Here is a 17,516-nt window from a genome sequence, read left to right on the forward strand (position 1 = left end):
CGCCACCGCCGACGGCACCCAGATCCAGATCTACACCTGCAACGGCTCGGCCGCGCAGACGTGGACGGTGACGCCGAACTCGACGGTCAAGGCGTTGGGCAAGTGCCTGGACGTCTCCGGTGGCGGCTCCGCCGACGGTACGAAGATCCAGCTCTGGACGTGCAACGGCACCGGGGCGCAGAACTGGTCCGCCCAGGCCGACGGCACGTTGCGCAACCCGCAGTCGGGCAAGTGCCTGGACGTGTCGGGCAACAACTCCGCCGACGGCACCGCGGTGCACCTGTGGACCTGCCACACCGGCGCCAACCAGAAGTGGACCCTGCCATGAGAATCCTGCGACCCGTCCTCGGCGCGGCCACCGCCGTCCTCGCCGTCCTCGCCTGCACCACCCCGGCCACCCCGGCCAGCGCCGCCGACGCCCCGTACGACGTGCTGGTCTTCTCCAAGACCGCCGGCTTCCGGCACGACTCCATCGCCGTCGGCACCCAGGCCATCCGCGACCTCGGCGCGGCGAACAGCTTCACCGTCACTGCCACCGAGGACGCCGCCGCCTTCACCACCGCCAACCTGGCGCAGTACGAGGCGGTCGTCTTCCTCAACACCACCGGCGACGTGCTCAACGCCACCCAGCAGACCGCCTTCGAGTCGTACATCGGCTCCGGCGGTGGGTTCGTCGGCGTGCACTCCGCCGCCGACACCGAGTACGGCTGGTCCTTCTACGGCAACCTGGTCGGGGCGTACTTCGCCTCGCACCCGGCCATCCAGCAGGCCAACGTGAAGGTGGAGAACCGGGCGCACCCGGGCACCGCCCACCTGCCGCAGACCTGGACCCGCACCGACGAGTGGTACAACTACCAGACCAACGCCCGCTCCACCGCCCGCGTGCTGGCCACCCTCGACGAGTCCTCCTACTCGGGCGGCTCGATGGGCGCCGACCACCCGCACGCCTGGTGCAAGGCCTACAGCGGCGGCCGGGCCTTCTACACCGGCGGCGGCCACACCCAGGCGTCCTACTCCGACCCGGCGTTCCGGGCCCATCTGCTCGGTGGCATCCGGTACGCGGCCGGCCGCGCCAAGGCCGACTGTCGCGCGGAGAGCGGCTACACGACGCTGTACAGCGGCTCCACCACCGGCTGGTCGCAGGCCGGGCCGGGCAGCTTCACCAACTCCGACGCCACCCTCACCTCCGTCGGTGGGCTCGGCCTGTACTGGTACAGCGCCAAGCAGTTCACCAACTACTCGCTCAAGCTGGACTGGAGACTCGCCGGCGACGACAACTCCGGCGTCTTCATCGGCTTCCCACCGTCGAGCGACCCGTACTCGGCGATCAACAACGGCTACGAGGTGCAGATCGACGCCACCGACACCGCCGATCGCACCACCGGCGCCGTCTACACCTTCAAGTCCGCCGACATCGCCGCCCGGGACGCGGCGCTCAACCCGCCGGGGGAGTGGAACACCTACGAGCTGCTGGTCGAGGGGGAACGCCTGCAGGTGTTCCTCAACGGCGCGAAGATCAACGACTTCACCAACACCGACCCGGCCCGCTCCCTGGCCGGCCACGTCGGCATCCAGAACCACGGCACCGGCGACGACGTGTCGTTCCGTAACATCCGGATCAAGGAGCTGGGCTCCACCCCGGGCGGGAACACCACCGTGCAGGCCGAGTCGTTCAGCTCCGCCGGCGGGGTCACCCCGTTCACCAAGACCGGCGCCAACGGCGGTCAGACCCTCGGCTACATCGACCCGGGCGACTGGGCGGCCTACCAGGGGCTGGACCTGACCGGCGTGACGTCGTTCAAGGCGCGCGTCGTCTCCGGCGGCCCCGGCGGCACCATCCAGGTCCGCACCGGCTCCACCACCGGCACCGTGCTCGGCTCGGTCGCCGTTCCGAACACCGGCAGCTGGACCACCTTCGCCGACGTCACCACGAACCTGTCCGGGGTGCCGTCCGGCACCCAGAACCTCTACCTGACCTTCACCGGCTCCGGGTCGGGGCTCTTCGACGTCGACGACTTCACCCTGGTGAAGGGCACCGGCGGCGGCGCCGGCCCCGTCAAGGGCCTGGCCGGCAAGTGCCTCGACGTCCGCAACGGCGCCACCGCCGACGGCACCCAGATCCAGATCTACACCTGCAACGGCTCGGCCGCGCAGACGTGGACGGTGACGCCGAACTCGACGGTCAAGGCGTTGGGCAAGTGCCTGGACGTCTCCGGTGGCGGCTCCGCCGACGGTACGAAGATCCAGCTCTGGACGTGCAACGGCACCGGGGCGCAGAACTGGTCCGCCCAGGCCGACGGCACGTTGCGCAACCCGCAGTCGGGCAAGTGCCTGGACGTGTCGGGCAACAACTCCGCCGACGGCACCGCGGTGCACCTGTGGACCTGCCACACCGGCGCCAACCAGAAGTGGGTCCTGCCCTGACCTGACGCACCGGCGACACCGATCCGGCACGGGGCCCCTGTCACGGCAGGGGCCCCGTGCCGGCTCGCACTCCCGGCGGATCGCCCTTCCGCGCAGGTGGTGGTGGACCTAGAGTGAGGGGCGGCGACCGTGCAGGTGGCCGGTGACCCGACGGGAGGCGCAACCCGTCGGGCCCAGGCGCGTCCTCGTGCCCACCGGTCCGCACGCCCGGCGCGCCGCCGCACCGGCCCGTCCCGGTCACCCTCGCCCCGGTCCCGCAAGGAATCCCCCCATCACGACAGGGGAGAAGGACAATGGCGCGACCCATCACGCTCTTCACCGGCCAGTGGGCCGACCTACCGTTCGACGAGGTCTGCCGGCTCGCCTCCGAGTGGGGCTACGACGGCCTGGAGATCGCCTGTTGGGGCGACCACTTCGAGGTCGACAAGGCACTCGCCGACGACTCGTACGTCGAGCGCAAGCGGGAGACCCTCGCCAAGCACCACCTCGGCGTGTACGCGATCTCCAACCATCTGGTCGGCCAGGCCGTCTGCGACCACCCGATCGACGAGCGGCACCAGGGCATCCTGCCGGCCCGGATCTGGGGCGACGGCGAACCCGAGGGGGTACGCCGGCGCGCCGCCGAGGAGATCAAGGACACCGCCCGCGCGGCGGCCCGACTCGGGGTGGACACGGTGGTCGGGTTCACCGGCTCGTCGATCTGGCACACCCTGGCGATGTTTCCGCCGGTGCCCCCGTCGATGATCGAGCGCGGCTACCAGGACTTCGCCGACCGGTGGAACCCGATCCTCGACGTCTTCGACGAGGTGGGGGTGCGCTTCGCCCATGAGGTGCATCCCAGCGAGATCGCCTACGACTACTGGACGACGAAGCGGACGCTGGAGGCGGTCGACCACCGGCCCGCGTTCGGCCTGAACTGGGACCCGTCGCACTTCGTGTGGCAGGAGCTGGACCCGGTCAACTTCATCTTCGACTTCGCCGACCGGATCTACCACGTCGACTGCAAGGACGCGAAGGTCCGTACCGGTGACGGCCGGCGTGGCCGGCTCGCCTCCCACCTGCCCTGGGCCGACATGCGGCGGGGTTGGGACTTCGTCTCCACCGGCCACGGGGACGTGCCGTGGGAGGACTGCTTCCGGGCGTTGAACGCGATCGGCTACGCCGGCCCCATCTCGATCGAGTGGGAGGACGCCGGCATGGACCGGCTCGTCGGCGCGCCCGAGGCGCTCCAGTTCGTCCGTCGGCTCGCCTTCGATGCCCCGGCGGCAGCGTTCGACGCCGCCTTCAGCAGCAAGGACTGAGCCACCGGCCCCCGCCCGCCGAGACCGACCGGCGGGAGGTGGTGCGCCGACCCGGTGCCGCCCGGCCGCCGCACGAATGCGCCGGCCGGGCGGCCAGGTTAGGCAGGAGCACCTTGTGCGCGTCCGGGGACCGGTGACGCGCGGCCGATCTGAGCGCCCACGCGCACGCCCCCGCACCACGAGCGGCGCAGATCCGGGTCCGCACCACCCCGCCGCTGCCGTCCGCGCCACGCCACCGCCCACACGAAGCCTGGTCGTCGTCGCGGGTCACCGCCGCCCGACCGGCTCTGGTGGCACCGTGCCGGCCTTGTATGGTCCACTCGTGCAGATCTTGCGCTACACCGCGTTCAGTGACGACCCGGCAGGTGGCAACCCGGCGGGTGTCGTGCTCGACGCCACCGGCGCGGACGACGCCCGGATGCTCCGGGTGGCCGCCGACGTCGGATACTCCGAGACCGCGTTCCTCGTCCCGCGTGGCGGCGGACGGTTCGAGGTGCGCTACTTCAGCCCCCTGGCCGAGGTGCCCTTCTGCGGTCACGCCACCATCGCGTCCGCGGTCGCGTACGCGGAGCGGCACGGACCGGGCCCGCTGCGCCTGGACACCCGGGCCGGCCGGGTCGACGTCACCACCAGCGTCGCGCCGGACGGCACGACCAGCGCCACCCTGGTCTCCGTACCCCCGCGGACCGCGCCGATCGCCCCTGCCGACCTCGCGGCCCTGCTGGCGGCGCTGCGCTGGTCTCCGGACGACCTCGACCCGGCGCTGCCGCCGCGCGTCGCGTTCGCCGGAGCCTGGCATCCGATCCTGGCGGCGGCGACCCGGGACCGCCTCGCCGACCTCGCCTACGAGATGGACGCCCTGGCGCCGCTGATGAGGCGGCGGGACTGGACGACGGTCGACCTCGTCTGGCGCGAGTCCGGGCACGTGTTCCACGCCCGTAACCCGTTTCCTCCCGGCGGCGTGGTCGAGGACCCGGCCACCGGCGCGGCAGCCGCGGCGCTCGGCGGCTACCTGCGCGAACTCGCACTTGTCACACCGCCGGCGACGGTCACCGTGCACCAGGGTCAGGACCTCGGCCGGCCCAGCCTGCTGACGGTGGGGATCCGCCCCGGTCCGCAGACCGGCATCGAGGTGACCGGCACCGCCGTGGCACTCGTGCCGTAGCGGCTGCCCCGCCGGGCGGGGCTTCGTGTCGTCCCGACCGCAGGCTGCGCCCCCGACCTGCGGCTCCCCCGCTCAGTCGTGCTCCGGTTCGCCGGTCACCCGGTGACCCGCCGCCTGCAGCACCTCGGCCACCAGGCGGCGCACGTGTCCGTCCCGGGTCCGGTACAGCGCCCGACGGCCGTCGCGCCGGACGCTGACCAGCCCGGCCAGCCGCAGCTTGCCCAGGTGCTGCGACACCGCCGGTCGGGCCGTGCCCACCGCCGCGACCAGCGCCGTCACGTCGTGCTCGCCCTCGGCGAGCAGCGACATCAGCCGCAACCGGGTGGGGTCGGCCAGCATCTGCAGCATCTGCGTGGCCGCCTCGACCTCCCGTTGGTCGGGCAGGCGTTGTTGCAGGTCACTGGCACCTGCCACGTTGTCGCGTGCGTACATGAGCACATATTATCGCCGTTGGCACCGCGCGTCGGTGCGACCGGCGGACCTGGGGGAACGGTGAACGACCACGACCACGGCCACCCACACGAGCACCACGACCACGGCGGACGGGCCGCCGGCCGGTGGCACCGGCTGACCCACGTCGTCCCGCACTCGCACGACTCCCGTACGAAGATCGACCCCGCGCTGGAATCGTCCCGCGACGGCCTGCGCGCCCTGTGGATCTCCCTGCTCGGCCTCGGGGCCACCGCGGTCGCCCAGGCGGTCGTCGTGGTGCTCTCCGGTTCGGTGGCCCTGCTCGGCGACACCCTGCACAACGTCGCCGACGCGCTGACCGCCGTGCCGCTGGCCATCGCCTTCCTGCTCGGCCGCCGCGCCGCGACCCGCGCCTACACCTACGGCTATGGCCGCGCCGAGGACCTCGCCGGCATCGTCATCGTCCTGGTGATCGCCGGCTCCGCCGTCGCCGCGGCCTGGACCGCCGTCGCCCGGCTGCTGCACCCCGCCGACGTGACCCACCTGCCCTGGGTCGCCGCCGCCGGCCTCGTCGGATTCGTCGGCAACGAGACCGTGGCCCGGTACCGCATCCGGGTGGGCCGGCGTATCGGCTCCGCCGCGCTCGTCGCCGACGGCCTGCACGCCCGCACCGACGGATACACCTCCCTCGCCGTCGTCGCCGCCGCGGGCGGCGCCGCCCGCGGCTGGCGCTGGGCCGACCCCGTCATCGGCCTGGTCATCGCCGTCGCCATCACCGTCGTCCTCAAGGACGCCGCCCGCGAGGTCTACCGGCGCCTCATGGACGCCGTCGACCCCGACCTCGTCGACCGGGCCGAGACCACCCTGCGGGCCGTGCCCGGCGTCCGGGACGTCACCGCGGTACGACTGCGCTGGATCGGCCACCGGCTGCACGCCGAAGCCGACCTCGTCGTCGACGCCGACCTGAGTCTCCTCGCCGCACACGAGATCGCCGCCGACGCCGAGCACCAACTGACCCACGCCGTGCCCCGGCTGACCACCGCCACCGTCCACACCGACCCCGACAGCCACCCCGGCGGGCACCACCACACCGCCCTGTCCCACCGACGCCGGCAGGCCGCCCACCGACCGGCCGAGCCCTCCGCGACGCGGCACGCCTGACCCGCGCGCTCGGCCATCGCCCCCCCACCCGGAGACCGCGCCGCCTCGTCAGGTGATCCGGGGGTGCCGAACTCACCACTGTGGTGCGGCGTCAGCAGGCGCGGGGCCGGGCATCGGCCGTGGCAAGATCGGCGGGTGCAGATCGGGATGCTCGGACCGTTCGAGGTGCGCACGGACGGCGGCGTGCTCGCCGACGTGCCGGGACCACGGCTGCGCGCGCTGTTGACCGCCCTCGCGCTCGAACCGGGACGGGTGGTGGGCAAGGCGACGCTCGTCGACTGGATCTGGGGCGAACAGCCGCCCGCCGACGCGACGAACGCCCTGTCATGTCGGAGTTCACCGCCGTCGCGGTGGCTCCCAGCCCGTAACAGACGGCCAGCAGCACCAGCCCCGGCGTCGCGTAGTCGATGTAGTCGACACCGACGTCGAAGGCGTCCCCGAACACGTACACGAACATCAACATGATCACGATCGGCATCAGGACCGAGTTGAACACCGAGGTCGGGTTCCGGGCCACGTGCCTGAAGTTGCGACGCAACATCACCATCGTGTGGGATCTGGTGCTCATTTCGCTTCCACCTCCGTGGTGTGGCCGGTCAGGGCGAGAAAGACGTCGTCGAGGTCCGGCGTGTGCACGGAGAACTCCTCGGCGCTGAGCGAGTGCTCGTCGAGCCGGTCCAGCAGCGTCCGCAGCGAGGTGGTCCCGCCGTCGCTGGGGACCCGCAGGGTCAGTGCCTCGGCGTCGCGCGTGTGGTCGGTGAAGAGCCGGGCGGCCGCGTCGAGTTGGGCGGCGGTGGCGAACCTGAGCCGGACGTGGGTGCCGGGAATGCGGCGCTTCAGCTCGTCGGGGGTGCCCTGCGCGACCAGACGGCCCCGGTCGAGCACCGCGACCCGGTCGGCGAGTTGGTCGGCTTCCTCGAGGTACTGGGTGGTGAGGAAGATGGTCACGCCGTCGGCCACCAGGTCACGGACGATCGACCACATGGTGCGACGACTGCGCGGGTCCAGTCCCGTGGTCGGCTCGTCCAGGAAGATGATCCGCGGGTTTACCGATCAGCGTCATCGCCAGGTCGAGCTTGCGGCGCATACCCCCGGAGTACGTCGCCACCATCTTCCGCGCCGACTGGGCCAGGTCGAAGCGCTCCAGCAACTCCGTGCCGACCCGCCTGCCCTCGCCGGCGCCCAGACCCTTCAGGTCCGCCATCAGCTGCAGGTTCTCCTGGCCCGTCAGCAGCTCGTCGACCGCCGCGAACTGGCCGGTGACCCCGATGGCCGCCCGCACCGCCCTGGTCTCGGTCGCCAGGTCGTGCCCGGCGAGGCGGGCGGTCCCACCGTCGGGCTTCATCAACGTGGTCAGCAGGTTCACCGTGGTCGTCTTGCCCGCCCCGTTGGGCCGAGCAGGGAGAAGACCGTGCCTTCGCGAACTTCCAGATCGATACCGTCGAGGACGACCTTGTCCCCGAAGGCCTTCCGCAGCCCTGATGCGGCAATCCCTGTGCGTGTCATGCCACCACGATCGGCGCTCGGCCTGACACCCACCTGACACGCCGCTGACACGGGCACTGACAGCGTGCGCGGCCGTGACCCTGTGCGGGACGGCCCGCCGTCGACAACGCGGGCGGCCCGGCGCGACGATCGGGAGACGGTCAGGCCGCCGGTATACCGGTCAGCACCTGCATGGCACGGCGCTCCCGGTCGGCGAGTTCGGTGAGGACCGCCGAGGCGCGGGTCAGCTGGTCCGGGTCGCCGGTCTCTCCGGCGGCCGTGATGTGGCCGGCGACCTCGGTCCACAGCGGGGCGATCTCGGCGTACATCCGGTGACCGAGGCGGAGGTTGTCGTCGTCGACGATCGTGGCGCACTCGGCGAGGAAGTCGCGGTACATGGCGCGGAACAGGGCGCCGCCGGTCCCGCCGTGCTCCATCAGCGACGCGGCCAGCGGGAGGTCGCGCGCCGGGTCGCCGGCGCGCTCGAGCCACCGCGTCACCTGCCGGGCCGCCTTGCCGATGCCACGGTGGCCCAGGTTGGCGATGGGCGGGTCGAGGAAGGTGTGCGCGTTGCTGCGGACGGCCGTCCGGATCGCGTCGCCCAGACCGGGCCGCTCGGCAGGGTTGACGACGGTGTACGACAGGTTGCGGGCCGTCATCGGTCCGCGTTCGGCACGGGCGAGTGCCAGGTTCGGCAGGGTGGTCGTCACGGCGCCGCCCTGCTGGGCGGTGTCGATCAGGTAGGCGTGGGTGTCGTCGTAGCCGTACATCGCGACGAAGTGACCCCCGAAGTGGACCTTCGTGGTGAAGTAGTCCAGGTGGTAGCAGTCGAGTTGCAGACCGACCGGCCGTCCGGCGGTCAGGGCGGCGACGACGTTCTGCCACGCCCGGCGGGGCGAGGCGGTCTCCTGGACGTGCAACGTCAGGCCCAGCCGCTCGGCCACGGTCCGGGTGATCGTGGCCGGCTTGGTACGGCCGCCGAGGAACGGGAAGCCCATGTTCTTGGCGTCCCAGTAGACGAAGCCCAGACCTTCGCCGAGGCCGAACAGCATGGGCTCGGACAGGTCGATCCCCTCGTGGCGCAGCAGGGCGCCGAGCGTGGTGGTCTCGCAGTGCTGTCCGCCGGGGAACGACACCTTCTCGATGATCATCAGGCTTCCTGATCTGTTGTCGGAACGGGCCGGACCGGCCAGGCGATCTCCGTACGGAGCGTGGCCGCGGGTACGCCGGACGCGGGTGCGACGAGGTAGCGCTCCTCGGCCGGGCCCGCCAGCACCCGGTCCTGCTCGGCGATCCACCGCCCCAGTGACCGGTAGGCGGTGTCGATGGCGTCGTAGCCACCCTCGTGCACGGTCGCGGCGAGCAGACAGGCCGGCAGCTGCCCGGCCGCGACCGTCGCGGTCGTGCGGGGCGCTCGCGCCACGGGCACGAACATCTCGACCTCCACCTCCGCCGCGTCGAGGTCGTCGCCGAGGTAACGGGTCCCGGCCGGTCCCGCCGGGGCGATCCCCTGCTCGGCGAGGCCGGCGAACAGCCGCGCGAACCCGGGCGCCAGCACCTCGGCCAGCCCACTCAGCGGGGTACGCACCAGCATGCGGGCGGTCGGCTGGGCGCCGCGCCACCGTTCGTACACCTCCAGCCAGCCCGACACCCGCCCCGGCTCGGCCAGCACCACCTCCAGCCGGCCGGCGATCTCGTCGAGCCGGGCCGCCCGCGCGGCCACGCGTTCCCGGTGCCGCGCGATGACGGCGCCGGCCCGCTCCGGGGTGTCGGCCGCCAGGATCTCGGCGATCTCGGGCAACGGCACCTCCAACTCTCGCAGCCGCCGGACCAGCCCCGCGCGCGGGAACTGCTCGACGCTGTACCGGCGGTAGCCGGTGTCCGGATCGACCCTCGCCGGGACGAGCAGACCCAGCCGGTCGTAGTTGCGCAGCACCCGAACGGACAACCGGGTCGCTCGCGCGAACACCCCGATCGGCATCAAGCCCGTCACCGACGCCTCCCATACCCTCGACCCTCCCCTCGGGAGAGAGTCAACCCGGCCCGGTCCCCGCCGCACCGGCCACGGAACGAATCATGGCGCAACGAGTCCGGTGAGCCAGGTGCCGCGGGCGCGTGCTTCCGGGCCGCGCTCCCGGCGATCGGCGTCCGCACCACCGCCCGGCTCATCGGCCGATGTCGTGGTCACCGGCCTTGACCAGTCCGCTCTCGTACGCGAAGACGACAACCTGGGTGCGGTCACGCAGACCGAGCTTGGTGAGGATGCTCGACACGTGCGACTTGACGGTCGCGGGTCCGATGAAGAGCTGCCGGGCGATCTCGGTGTTGCTGGCTCCTCGGGCGACGGCGACCATCACGTCGCGCTCCCGGTCGGTGAGGCGCTCCAGCCGACGCGAGACGGCGGGGGCGACGGTGTGGTGCTCGGTGAACCGGCCGATGAGCCGCCGGGTGATCGTCGGCGCCAGCAGCGCCCCGCCGTCGGCGACGGTGCGTACGGCGGTGGCGAGCTGGTCGGCGGGGATGTCCTTGAGGACGAAGGCGCTCGCGCCGGCGCGTAGCGCCTGGTAGACGTACTCGTCGGGGTCGAACGTGGTCAGGATCAGCACTCGTACGTCCCAGTCGGCCTCGGCCAGGATCCTCGAGGTCGCCTCGAGGCCGTCCATCTCCGGCATCCGGATGTCCATCAGGATCACGTCCGGACGATGCCGGCGTGCCGCCTCGATCGCCTCGACGCCGGTCCCGGCCTCGGCCACGACCGTGATGTCGCGGTGGACCCGCAGGACCATCGCGAAGCCCCCGCGCACCAGCGCCTGATCGTCGACGACGAGGACCCGGATGCTCACGTCGGCTCACCGGCGATCGGCAGCCGGGCCCGTACCCGGAAGCCTCCTTCCGCGCTCGGCCCCACCTCGAGGCTGCCGCCCAGCAACAGTGCCCGTTCACGCATCCCGACGACGCCATGGCCGGTTGCCGAGGCGACGTCCGGCTCGGGCACGAGCGTGCTGCCGCGACCGTCGTCGCGTACCTCGATGACGAGCGCGGTCGGCTCGGCGCGCAGCCGGACCTCGGCGCGGGCGCCGGGACCGACGTGCTTGAGCACGTTGGTCAGCGCCTCCTGGACGATCCGGTACGCGGACAGCTCCGTGCGGGCCGCGAGCCTGTCCGGCAGCGCGTCCGTCACCAGCGTGACGTCGACCCCCGCACGGCGGATCTGCTCGACGAGGCGGGGCAGACCCGTGAGTCCGGGCTGCGGGCCCAGGCCGTCGCTGTCGCTCTCCGGGCGCAGCACGCCGAGCAGATGACGCAGCTCGTCGAGCGCCTGACGTCCCGCCTCCTCCACCGCTCCCATCGCGTCATGGGCAGCCTGCGGGTCCTCGGCCGCGATCGCCCTGGCCCCGCTGGCCTGCACGGTCATGAGACTCACCCGGTGGGCGACCACGTCGTGCAGCTCCCGCGCGATGCGGGCCCGCTCCTCGGTGACGATCCGGCGGGACTCGGCCTGCTGGTCCCGCAGCAGTTGAGCGGCGCGTTCCTGGCGCAGTCGCAGGCGACGCCCGACATACCACGCCCCCAGCATCACGACGCCGCCGGTGACGACCTCGCCCACCGGGGTGGGGCGGGTCAGGCCGTCGACGACGACCAGGGCGACGGCCGCGGCAAGACTCACGTAGTTCCACCGGTCGGGGGCGCGGTACCGCCCGACGCCGTACAGGGCGATGATGGTCACCCCGCCCAGGTCCGCGTAGCCGGTTCCGAGTGTCGTCGTCCAGGCGAGCACCGCCACGCCCAGCACCAGCGTGGGCGCGCGCCGACGCCAGCACAACGCCGCGCCGGCCAGGGCGAAGATCAGGAGGGCGGGAACCGGGACGTCGCCGACCTCCCGGACGGCGATCGTGTCGCCGGGGCCGTCCACCAGGAACACCGTCGCGAGGAAGATCACCACCGCGAGGACGCCGTCCGCGACGCGCGGCCAGCGCGCGAACGGGCCCCGGAACCCCTTCGGGGTGCTTCCGGACACCGCACCGAAGGGCAGTTTCGCACGGCTCGCCATCACTGCGTCAGCGGACACCGGCTCACCGTACGTGAGGACCGAAGTCGTGGTCACCCGCCGTCAGACGCATCCCGGCCTCCGCCGCGAGGCGGAGGCCGGTGGCGGATCCGCCCGGCAGGATCCCGTCCTGCGGGGGAACACCGCACCCTCTGCGGGCGGGCGACAGCACCGGGTGCCGACGCGCACAGTCGACATCCACGGCGCGGTGCCCGATGAGCGGGTGCCGCCTGTCGCACAGGAGCACTGCCATGAATCAGCTCGTCCGCCGCGTCGGTGACGCGAGCGCCCGTAGACCGAGGTTCACGATCGCCATCTGGGGGCTGCTCACCGCCGTCGTCCTGGCCTTGGCCGGTACGCTCGGCGGTCCGTTCGTCGACGACCTCGTCGCTCCGGGCAGCCAGAGCGAGAAGGCCATGGAACTGCTCGAGGAACGCTTTCCCGACGCGTCGCGCGGCAGTGCCATGGCGGTGTTCGCCGTACCGACGGGACAGCGCCTCGAACACCACCGACCCGCCGTCGACGAGGCGGTCGCCCGGATCGCCGACCGTGCGCACGTCATCGCGGTGGCCAACCCCTTCACCACCGGCACCGTGTCCCCGGACGGACGCATCGGCTACGCCGTGATCACCTTCGACATGTCGGCGGCGGAGGTCGACCCGCAGACACTCGCCGCGATCGTCGACGCGATGGGCCCGGCCCGGGACGCCGGCGTCGTGGCGGAGCTGGGTGGCGACGCCGCGTTCATCAACGCCGAGACGCAGACGTCCGGCGCGGAGCTGGCCGGCCTGCTGGCCGCGCTGGTCGTCCTGGTCGTGGCGTTCGGTACGGTCGTGGCCGCACTCGTCCCGGTCCTGCTGGCGGTGGTGGCGGTCGCCACCGGCATGGGCGCCATCGTGCTGCTGACCGATGTCATGGACGTCTCCACCGCGGCACCGACGATCGCCGCGATGATCGGGCTCGGTGTCGGTATCGACTACGCCCTGTTCATCGTGGCCCGCTACCGCGAGAACCGGGCCGCCGGCCAGGAGAACCGCCTCGCACTCTCCGACGCCATGGGCTCGTCGGGCACCGCCGTCCTGATCGCCGGCGGCACCGTCATCGTCGCGATGGCCGCCCTCACGCTGACCGGGGTGGGCTTCCTCGCCTCGATCGGCCTCGGCACCTCGCTGGTGGTGCTGTTCGCCGTGGCGACTGCCCTCACCCTGCTGCCGGCGTTGCTGTCACTGCTCGGCGAACGCATCGACGCGGGACGGCTCGGACGGCGCCGCCGCCCGACCAGACCGGTCCAGGACACGGTGTGGTGGCGCTTCGCCCATCGCGTCTCCCGCCGGCCATGGCCCTGTCTGGGCGTGGCCGCCACCGTGCTGCTCGTGCTCGCCGCCCCGGCGCTGCAGATGCAGACGGGGTTTCCGGACGCAGGCGACGACTCGACCGGCACCACCCACCGCCGCGCCTACGACCTGCTGGCAGAGGGCTTCGGCCCGGGTGTCAACGCCCCACTGCTGCTCGTCGCCGACCTGCGCGCCCCCGGCGTCGATCTCGAGACCATCCCGGAACTCTCCCGGCGCATTGCCGCCGACCCGGGCATCGCCACGGTCGGCGAGCCGCAGATCTCCCCGACTGCGGACACGGCCGTGCTGCCCGTGCTGCCCACCACCGCGCCGTCCGACGCCGCCACGGCCGACACCCTCGCCCGCGTGCGTGACCTCGTCCCTGGCAATGTCGCGGTGTCAGGCCTCACCGCTGTGACCGACGACCTCACCCGTCAGCTCGCCGACACCCTGCCGATCTTCGTCACCGTGATCCTGGCCGCGTCGTTCCTGCTGCTGATGGTGGTGTTCCGCTCCGTCGCGGTGCCGCTGAAGGCCGTCATGGTGAACCTGCTGTCGATCGGCGGCGCGTACGGTGTCGTGGTCGCCGTGTTCCAGTGGGGCTGGTTCAGCGACCTCTTCCGCCTGGACGGGACCTATCTGATCGTCTCCCCGATGCCCACGATCTTCTTCGCGGTGCTCTTCGGCCTCTCCATCGACTACGAGGTGTTCCTGCTCTCGCGCATCCGCGAGGAGTACGACTCCACCGGTGACAACACCCGGTCGGTGGCGCGGGGCATGGCGGGCACCGGGCGGGTGATCACCTCCGCTGCGCTGATCATGACGGTGGTGTTCCTCAGCTTCGTCGCCAGTCCCTCCCCGCTGACCAAGATGATGGGCCTCGGTCTGGCAGCGGCGATCGTGCTCGACGCGACGATCGTCCGGCTGGTGCTGGTCCCGGCGACCATGGCGCTGCTGGGCCACGCGAACTGGTGGCTGCCCCGCTGGCTTGACCGGCGACTGCCGCACGTGGGCGCGGACCGCGTCGACCTCGCACCGCCACCCGAGCCGTCGTCACCTGACTCACCCGCGGCTGCCGGTTCGCTACACGTTCCCGGGTAGTGGCCCGGCGTGAGTCCGGCGGGTCGCTCGTGACGTAGCCGTGCGATCGCCGCTCAGCGAACCTTCTTCGTCGCCCGCTTACGTGGTGGCGTCAACAGGTCGGCGATCGCCGCGATCGCGGCCGGCACGATGCGGTAGTACGCCCACACGCCGCGCTTGTCACGTTCGAGCAGACCGGCCTCGGTGAGGATCCGGAGGTGATGACTCACGGTCGGCTGGGAGAGCCCGAGCGGCGCGGTCAGGTCACTCACCGACGCCTCGCCCTCCGGGGCGGACTGGATCAGACTGAGCAGTCGTAGCCGGGCGGGGTCGGCGAGTGCCTTCAGCACTCCGGCGAGCCGTTCGGCATCGGCACGCTTGATCGGCTCACCGGTCAGCGGCGAGATGGCAGGCGCAGCAGTTCTGGCAGTTCCCACGGCACCCATAGTTGCACCCGCCGCATCGATTGACTGGCGGTTCCGCAACCGTGTCGCCGTCAGTTCACGACCGGGAGGCCGTGCCGACCGGTGACTTGCCGGGGTGGGACACACTGGGTGCCATCGCCCGCCACCGCCGTCGGCGGGCCCGGCAGCGGGAGCCGCCATGCGGGTCAGGACCACCCTCTCCGCCGTCACCGCCCTCACCGTGGCGCTCACGGTGACGGTGCTGCCGGCCGGTCCGGCGTCGGCCGACACCGCCCTGGACAGCTGCTACGACTCGACCCCGGTGCAGCACCAGGACCCCGCCGCCTGGCTCGCGCCGGGGCACCGGCAGACGCCCTGGGCGTCGCCGATCGGCATCGTCCACGGGGACGCCTTCCGGGTGAAGGCGCAGGGCAGCATCCGGATCGACGCGTGGGGCACCACCAAGAGCATCGCCGGCGAGCTACCGGCCGCGCCCACCGCCGGCGGGTGGCCGGCGCCCGGTGCGCCCCGGTACGCGCTCATCGCCCGGGTCACCGCCGGCTCGATGTGGGTGAAGAAGACCAGCCGGAGCTACGGGTCCGGCTCCTGGTTCCCGGTCGGCGCCGACAGTGGCTGCATGCTGTTCTCCAGCAATGGTGATCCGGCGCCGCAGCTGGTCTTCACGTTCAACGACGACAACCTCGGCGACAACGGGGGCGGCGCCGGGGTTGTCGTACAGCAGTGGTTCTGAACCGCTCGACGGGCGTCGAGCGGCGGGACGGTAGCCCGGGGTGATCCCGGCCGGCCCGACCGGCCGGGATCACGATCGGGTGACGCCCTCAGCCGCGCGACCACTGCATGCTGGTCGCGGAGCTGCACGTCCGCTGCTCCAGGGCGGCGCCGGGAGCGGTGGAGCCGCCGACCACGTTGAGGCACTTGTTGCTGTTGACGTTGACCAGCTGGTGGTAGCCGTCGCCGGTCGACCGCCAGGTGAAGGCCTGGTTCAGGCCGTCGTGGCAGGTGTACTGGACGATTTGCGCCCCGTCGGCGGTCGAGACGTTCAGCACGTCGACGCACTTGCCGCTGTTGACGCTCTGCAGGCGCACGGCGCCGTTGCCGGCGTCGAGGAAGCGCCACTGCTGCCAGGCGGCGCCGTTGCTGGTCCACTGGCCGATCACGGCGAGGTTGTCGAGGTTGGGCTGCTGGACGTCGACGACCTGTCCGCTGTTGCGGTTGGTGATCCGGTACGCCGTCGTGACGCCGCCACCGCCGAACTGCCACCAGTTGATGTTGAACAGGCTTCCGCTGCCGCCGGCGAACCGCAGGTACAGGTCCCGGGTGCCGGTGGCTCCGCTGACCGCGCAGGTGGTGGTCGCCCAGTTCTGCCAGCCGCCGGTGCCGGTGACGGCGCAGGTGCCGACGGTCGGGCCGGTGGGGCTGTCCAGCCGCACCTCGATCCGGCCGCCGGCGGTGGCGGAGGCGACCCGCGCGGAGAACGAGGTCGCGCCGGTGCCGAACGCGACGCCCTTGACCTTGATGTAGTCGCCGTTGTCGATCCAACCGACGTTCATGCCGCCCTCGCCGGCCGGTTCGGTCTCGATCCCGGACCCCCAGGCGATCGTCTCGGCCTCCTGGCGCACGTACGGGTTGAGCGTGCCCACCTGCGGAGCGCCCGCCGTGGTCATGGTGATCGTCGGGAACATGCCGTTGGCCTGGTAGGTGAAGCGCTCCACCGCGACGGAGCGGGTGTAACCGCCACCGCCGGGCAGCGCGCCGTTGTGGTAGAAGAAGTACGACCCGCCGCTGAAGTCGATCACGCCGGCGTGGTTGGTGAAGCTGGTGCCCTGTCGGGGCATGATCGTCCCCCGGTACGTCCACGGCCCGGTCGGGCCGGGCGCGGTCGAGTAGCCGATGAACTCCGAGCAGCACTCCGCGGCGAAGACGGTGTAGTAGAGCCCGTTGCGCTTGAAGACCCACGGCCCTTCCTCGTAGAGGGTCGGGCGGCTGGGGTTGCCGGTGCGGGTGCCGAAGCCGGCGGTGGTGAGCGGGATCTGCGTCGGGCCGCCGGAGAACGAGATCATGTCCTGGTTGAGGCGCACGTACCACAGGTTCGGGTTGCCCCAGTAGAGGTACGCCTGGCCGTCGTCGTCGATGAAGGCGTGCGGGTCGATCTCGCCGTTGCCGACCAGGGGCCTGCCGATGGCGTCGCGGAAGGGGCCGGTCGGGCTGTCGGCGACGCCGACCCCGATGACCATCTGCCCGTTCGAGCGTTGCCGCACCGGCACGTACCAGTAGAACTTGCCGTTGCGGGGGATCACGTGCCCGGCCCAGGCGTTGGCGTCCGCCCAGGAGAAGGTGCCCAGGTTCATCGGCGAGCCGTGGTCGGTCCAGTTCACCATGTCGGCGGAGGAGAACACTCGCCACTCGCGCATGGTGAAGTACGTGGAGCCGTCCTCGTCGTGACCGGTGTAGAGGTACACCCGGCCGTTGTGCACCATCGGTGCCGGATCGGCGGTGTAGATGTGTTGGACGATCGGGTTGTCGGCCTGCGCCGTGCCCGGGAGCAGGGCGACGGCGCAGATCAGGCCGGCGAGCGCGGCGACGACCGACCGGAGTCTCGTTTTGGCCCGGCGTGCGACTGTCGGTTTCACGGCGTACCCCCAGGGTGTCGTGAGCGGAATTCCGGATCCGTCGACCACCGCA

General features: G+C 71.9%; 14 protein-coding genes and 3 pseudogenes. 8 read left to right on the plus strand and 9 right to left on the minus strand.

What is annotated here, in order from left to right; all coding sequences use genetic code 11:
* The 4 genes from ACPFP2_RS20765 to ACPFP2_RS20780 all read left to right on the plus strand — a co-directional run.
* Positions 1-328: RICIN domain-containing protein (locus ACPFP2_RS20765; protein WP_424090832.1), on the plus strand; the 328-nt coding region annotated here is incomplete at its 5' end.
* Positions 325-2,424, plus strand: coding sequence for a ThuA domain-containing protein (locus ACPFP2_RS20770; RefSeq protein WP_424090833.1), 2,100 nt, complete (start codon positions 325-327; stop codon positions 2,422-2,424). The genes ACPFP2_RS20765 and ACPFP2_RS20770, both read left to right, overlap by 4 nt.
* A 293-nt stretch (positions 2,425-2,717) precedes the next feature.
* Positions 2,718-3,725, plus strand: coding sequence for a sugar phosphate isomerase/epimerase family protein (locus ACPFP2_RS20775; protein ID WP_363875258.1), 1,008 nt, complete (start codon positions 2,718-2,720; stop codon positions 3,723-3,725).
* A 322-nt stretch (positions 3,726-4,047) separates the two neighbouring features.
* Positions 4,048-4,890, plus strand: a complete 843-nt coding sequence (locus tag ACPFP2_RS20780; RefSeq protein ID WP_424090834.1) for a PhzF family phenazine biosynthesis isomerase — start codon at positions 4,048-4,050, stop codon at positions 4,888-4,890.
* A 72-nt stretch (positions 4,891-4,962) separates the two neighbouring features.
* Here ACPFP2_RS20780 and ACPFP2_RS20785 read toward each other — a convergent pair whose 3' ends face one another.
* Positions 4,963-5,322, minus strand: coding sequence for an ArsR/SmtB family transcription factor (locus ACPFP2_RS20785; RefSeq protein ID WP_424090835.1), 360 nt, complete (start codon positions 5,320-5,322; stop codon positions 4,963-4,965).
* A 60-nt stretch (positions 5,323-5,382) separates the two neighbouring features.
* Between ACPFP2_RS20785 and ACPFP2_RS20790 the strand changes: the two genes are divergently transcribed.
* Positions 5,383-6,462 carry a cation diffusion facilitator family transporter gene (locus ACPFP2_RS20790; protein ID WP_424090836.1) on the plus strand — a complete coding sequence of 360 codons (1,080 nt, stop codon included), beginning with the start codon at positions 5,383-5,385 and terminating at the stop codon, positions 6,460-6,462.
* A gap of 135 nt (positions 6,463-6,597) precedes the next feature.
* Positions 6,598-6,825: pseudogene (locus ACPFP2_RS20795) on the plus strand (AfsR/SARP family transcriptional regulator); the annotation flags it as partial.
* On the opposite strand, the pseudogene ACPFP2_RS20800 reads toward ACPFP2_RS20795, so the two are convergent.
* From ACPFP2_RS20800 to ACPFP2_RS20825, 6 genes and pseudogenes are all read right to left on the minus strand, one after another.
* A pseudogene (locus ACPFP2_RS20800) lies at positions 6,785-7,030 on the minus strand (ABC transporter permease); the annotation flags it as partial. The pseudogenes ACPFP2_RS20795 and ACPFP2_RS20800 overlap by 41 nt on opposite strands.
* Positions 7,027-7,968, minus strand: a pseudogene (locus ACPFP2_RS20805) (ATP-binding cassette domain-containing protein). The pseudogenes ACPFP2_RS20805 and ACPFP2_RS20800, both read right to left, overlap by 4 nt.
* A 140-nt stretch (positions 7,969-8,108) precedes the next feature.
* Positions 8,109-9,098 (minus strand): BtrH N-terminal domain-containing protein, encoded by a 990-nt coding sequence (locus tag ACPFP2_RS20810; protein ID WP_424090837.1) that lies wholly within the window; start codon positions 9,096-9,098, stop codon positions 8,109-8,111.
* Positions 9,098-9,940, minus strand: a complete 843-nt coding sequence (locus ACPFP2_RS20815; protein WP_424090838.1) for a MerR family transcriptional regulator — start codon at positions 9,938-9,940, stop codon at positions 9,098-9,100. The genes ACPFP2_RS20810 and ACPFP2_RS20815 overlap by 1 nt, the downstream gene beginning before the upstream one ends.
* Before the next feature lie 172 nt (positions 9,941-10,112).
* A complete protein-coding gene (locus tag ACPFP2_RS20820; protein ID WP_424090839.1) occupies positions 10,113-10,790 on the minus strand; it encodes a response regulator in 678 nt (225 codons plus the stop codon).
* Positions 10,787-12,016: a sensor histidine kinase gene (locus tag ACPFP2_RS20825; protein ID WP_424090840.1), complete on the minus strand. Its 1,230-nt coding sequence runs from the start codon at positions 12,014-12,016 to the stop codon at positions 10,787-10,789. Before ACPFP2_RS20825 ends, ACPFP2_RS20820 begins: the two co-directional genes overlap by 4 nt.
* Positions 12,017-12,246: 230 nt before the next feature.
* Here ACPFP2_RS20825 and ACPFP2_RS20830 point away from each other — a divergent pair, with 230 nt between their 5' ends.
* Entirely contained in the window at positions 12,247-14,430 is a 2,184-nt protein-coding gene (locus ACPFP2_RS20830) for an MMPL family transporter (protein WP_424090841.1), read from the plus strand.
* 53 nt (positions 14,431-14,483) lie between these two features.
* Here ACPFP2_RS20830 and ACPFP2_RS20835 read toward each other — a convergent pair whose 3' ends face one another.
* Positions 14,484-14,855 (minus strand): ArsR/SmtB family transcription factor, encoded by a 372-nt coding sequence (locus ACPFP2_RS20835; protein ID WP_424090842.1) that lies wholly within the window; start codon positions 14,853-14,855, stop codon positions 14,484-14,486.
* Positions 14,856-15,012: 157 nt separating this feature from the next.
* Between ACPFP2_RS20835 and ACPFP2_RS20840 the strand changes: the two genes are divergently transcribed.
* Positions 15,013-15,564 carry a hypothetical protein gene (locus ACPFP2_RS20840; RefSeq protein ID WP_424090843.1) on the plus strand — a complete coding sequence of 184 codons (552 nt, stop codon included), beginning with the start codon at positions 15,013-15,015 and terminating at the stop codon, positions 15,562-15,564.
* A gap of 88 nt (positions 15,565-15,652) precedes the next feature.
* On the opposite strand, the gene ACPFP2_RS20845 is transcribed toward ACPFP2_RS20840, so the two are convergent.
* A complete protein-coding gene (locus ACPFP2_RS20845; protein WP_424090844.1) occupies positions 15,653-17,464 on the minus strand; it encodes a family 43 glycosylhydrolase in 1,812 nt (603 codons plus the stop codon).
* Positions 17,465-17,516 lie beyond the last annotated feature (52 nt).

The sequence above is a fragment of the Micromonospora citrea genome, assembly GCF_049629545.1.
Taxonomy (GTDB): Bacteria; Actinomycetota; Actinomycetes; order Mycobacteriales; family Micromonosporaceae; genus Micromonospora; species Micromonospora citrea_A.